Here is a 3,514-nt window from a genome sequence, read left to right on the forward strand (position 1 = left end):
GTAGTATATACGACAGCTAGATAAGACAGTGAACGTCAAAATTAGGCAATTAAGCCATATCATGATTTTAAGATGCCATCCCTGTCAGCTTATAGAAAAGCGATAAAACCAGACTTTATAGAAGTATATCATAATCAAAAACTATAGCAAAAAAAAACTGTCTAGCTAGATATATGATTTATCAAAACTAGACAGAAATTTCACAATTAGTATACAGAAATTTTACAATTAGCTACAACTCACAAAATATCCAATTTCACTTTCTTGATGCCGTCGCGAATGGAGAGGGGCTGTGCTCACAGGGGTAGGTTTTTTACATTTGGGTCGGGAGTGGGGAGTCGGGAGCGGTGCGACCCCGCGCTTTTTCAAAGCTAAGCGTGAACGCGCACTCCCTGGGAGTCGGGAATCGGGAGTGGGGAGTGGGGAGTGGGGAGTCGGTAATGGGTAATGGATAATTGGCAGACCCATTACCCATTACCTAAAAACCGGCGTTGCTTAATAATGGAATGATTTTAAAAGTTTTGTACAATGGGCATCTTGCCGTAGAATGGGCATCTTGGTGTAACGGGCATCTTGCCCGTTACACCAATTTTCGAGCGGGCAGGATGCCCACTCTACTCCTATTCATTCAAAGATTCAGCAACGCCCAAAAACCAGCATGCATTGGTAGCAAGGCTTTAGCTATTTGCTAATAGATGACATTTCATGTCCCTCTGATTGCTTGAGAAATCCGGCGCTGTTGTGAAGACCCTGTGGTTTTTAAAGCTAAAGCTTCTATATGCTTGTAAAGATTCTGAGGTATAAGCCAGAGCAAATAGGCCGCAGCCCCAGTTAACAGGGTACGACGTGGTTCTTCCCAGAGCATCTGCCAGTAGCTCCCCAGAGCTTGGTTGAAGAATTGGACAGCCATGGCACCATCTCTCAAGGTAACTGCCCTACGAGCTAGATACCTCAAATGGTAAGCACGGGCACGATTTTCCCACTCAACCACCACATCAGGAGCATAAGAGCGAGTTTTCTCAATTACCTGTTCCCAAGACTTTTGTTTTTTGAACAAGTTAGCTGATATACCACTGGAATTTACTCGGTATAGAGTCAAAGAGTCAGGAATGCCTTCCAGGTGCCAATTGGTTTGGATAGCAATGCGAAACCAACAATCCAAATCCTGTGACCCTTGCAATCCCTCATCCCAATAAAAGTCTTTGGTCTTTCCGTTGATAGTCTCTTGGTACTTAATGGCTTCAAATACCTGCTTGCGGAACACAGCACAGGAGCCATTACTAATAGGATTACGGCAAATTATGTCACCGATGGTGATGTCCTTTAGTTTGGGTAGTTGATAGATTCCTAGGGGATTTCCTGCTTCATCGATCTGACGGGGTGACAAACAGCCTTCAAAGCCTTACAGGGTGTGGGGTTTGGGGTGAAGGGTGTAGGGGAAGATCAGGAGCTGGCTAGGTTGCAACGGGACGGTTGAATCAGGTTTGGGAGCGATTGTTATCCCTGGGCTCACTCCAAATTCCCTTCTATTTTCCCCACCCCCTACCCCCCACACCCCATACCCTGTCTAGTTTTTAGCCTTGTTGTCACCCCCTGAGTTCATCGATAAACCCAGAACAGCTAAAGCTAATCCCCAAATTGGGATTGTTTTCCAAATGTTCAATATGTTTTTCTAGTTTTTGAGGCAACCATAGGTCATCGCCATCTAAAAATGCTATATACTCTCCCTCGGCTTGGCGGATGCCTTCATTCCTTGCTGCATTAGCTCCCTGATTTTCCTGACGAATAATTTTGATCCTCGGGTCTAGGAACTCCTGGCAAATCTCTACACTGTGGTCAGGAGAACCATCATCAATGAGCAAATATTCAAAATTTTGGTAAGTTTGATCCAAAACTGACTGTACTGTAGCAGCAATATACTTCTCAACGTTGTAGACTGGAGTAATGACGGAAACTTTTTTCATTTTATCAACCATCCTATACTGAACGACTAAGAGAAAACGACTAAGAGAATTATTGCCCAAGTTGGTCTTGCAAAATCTGACGTCTTTGGAGCATTCCCGCTACTTTAACAGCGAGAACTTCGAGGTAGGAATATAGGGGCTTAGGCAACAGCCAAAGTAAATAGGCAGCAGCCAAAGTCCGAAGGGTACGGCTTGGTTCTTCCAAGAGAATACGCCAGTAAGTTGCCAAAGCACCGTTAATTAGTTTGACAGACATTGCTCCATCTTTGAGACGTACTGCACTACGAGCAAAGTTTCGCAATCGATAGGCCAGGGCTAAATTTCCCCACTTCTCAATCAATTCAGGAGCGTAGGAGCGAGTTTTTTCTAGTACTTGTTTCCACGAATCCAACTGTTTGACTAAGTTCGCTGAAAGAGTGGCTGAATTGACTCGATATAGGGTTAGTGCTTCAGGGATTCCTTCAATTTTCCAGTCTGTCTGAATCGCAATACGTAGCCAACATTCAATATCTTCAGCGCGGCGGAAGTTTTCATCAAAGTAAAAATATTCTGTAGTGCCGTAAAGGTTATCTTGATACTTAATGGCTTCAAAGACTTCCCGTCGAATTACGGGAGCTGAACCATTACCAATAGGACTAGACCGGAATAAATCTGATCGGGTAATGTCCTTTAACTTAGGCATTAGATAAGTGTTCAATAAATTTCCAGATTCATCAATCAATGCTGAACGGCTAAAACTAACCCCTACCTCTGGAAATTTTTCTAAGTGTTCAATATGTCTTTCCAGTTTCTGAAGTAACCACAAGTCATCCCAATCTAAAAACGCTAAATAATCTCCTTTGGCATGGCGAATTCCTGTATTGCGCGCTCCAGCCAGTCCCCGATTAGTTTCATGAATAATCTTAATGCGATGATCCGAGAATTATTGACAAATTTTTATACTACTGTCTGGGGATTCATCCTCAATAATAAGCAGTTCAAAGTTGGTATAGGTCTGGTCGAGAACAAACTGCACCGCTGCTGCAATATAGTTTTAAACTCCGTAGACGGGAATAATGACAGAAACATCTTTCATTGTTTGACCAGTGGTTTTAAAGAGAACTAGTTTTAATTTAATTTAAAAAAAAAAATTATCAAAAAAAATAGATCAATACTTGAAACTGATAACTTACGACTAAAAATAACCCCCTGATCCCTCTCATATTCCAAGGAACTGATCACAAATTTCTGCCCAAGTGTAGTAGACTGTCTGGCATTTGTGATCGGGTAGGTAAGCAGGGTAAGCGCAAGAAAAAATTGCCCATAATGTGCATTGGCTAGATATCGGTTGATCGTGGCTCGAAACCCCTATAATCTCGTCGAACTGTACTCGCAATAGAGTTAACGTGTTGAGAATGACCCGGTCTTTTTATCAATAAGCTACGGCTTATTGATTCTTGCGTTTACCCTGGGTAGGTAAGGTAGGACCGGCTACCAATTGCAGTTGGGGATAATACATAATAGATGAGTCTGACTTAACTAGTTCCCATTGGCTTAAAACAGAGGAATAG

The 3,514-nt window shown here is 42.6% G+C and carries 4 protein-coding genes and 1 pseudogene; 1 reads left to right on the forward strand and 4 read right to left on the reverse strand.

Annotated elements, in window-relative coordinates:
• Nucleotides 1-313: 313 nt before the first annotated feature.
• Entirely contained in the window at nt 314-475 is a 162-nt protein-coding gene (locus F6J94_RS31890; RefSeq protein WP_293047592.1) for a hypothetical protein, read from the reverse strand.
• A 31-nt stretch (nt 476-506) separates the two neighbouring features.
• Between F6J94_RS31890 and F6J94_RS31895 the strand changes: the two genes are divergently transcribed.
• Nucleotides 507-692, forward strand: a complete 186-nt coding sequence (locus F6J94_RS31895) for a hypothetical protein (protein ID WP_293047594.1) — start codon at nt 507-509, stop codon at nt 690-692.
• A gap of 11 nt (nt 693-703) precedes the next feature.
• On the opposite strand, the gene F6J94_RS31900 is transcribed toward F6J94_RS31895, so the two are convergent.
• The 3 genes and pseudogenes from F6J94_RS31900 to F6J94_RS31910 form a co-directional block, all read right to left on the reverse strand.
• Entirely contained in the window at nt 704-1,387 is a 684-nt protein-coding gene (locus F6J94_RS31900; protein ID WP_293047595.1) for a hypothetical protein, read from the reverse strand.
• Between the two features lie 199 nt (nt 1,388-1,586).
• Complete coding sequence (locus F6J94_RS31905; RefSeq protein WP_367142307.1) at nt 1,587-1,964, reverse strand: glycosyltransferase family 2 protein; 378 nt, start codon at nt 1,962-1,964, stop codon at nt 1,587-1,589.
• 49 nt (nt 1,965-2,013) lie between these two features.
• Nucleotides 2,014-2,991: pseudogene (locus F6J94_RS31910) on the reverse strand (glycosyltransferase family 2 protein).
• Between the last annotated feature and the right edge of the window lie 523 nt (nt 2,992-3,514).

It is taken from the genome of Moorena sp. SIO1F2, from assembly GCF_010672755.1.
Lineage (GTDB): Bacteria > Cyanobacteriota > Cyanobacteriia > Cyanobacteriales > Coleofasciculaceae > Moorena.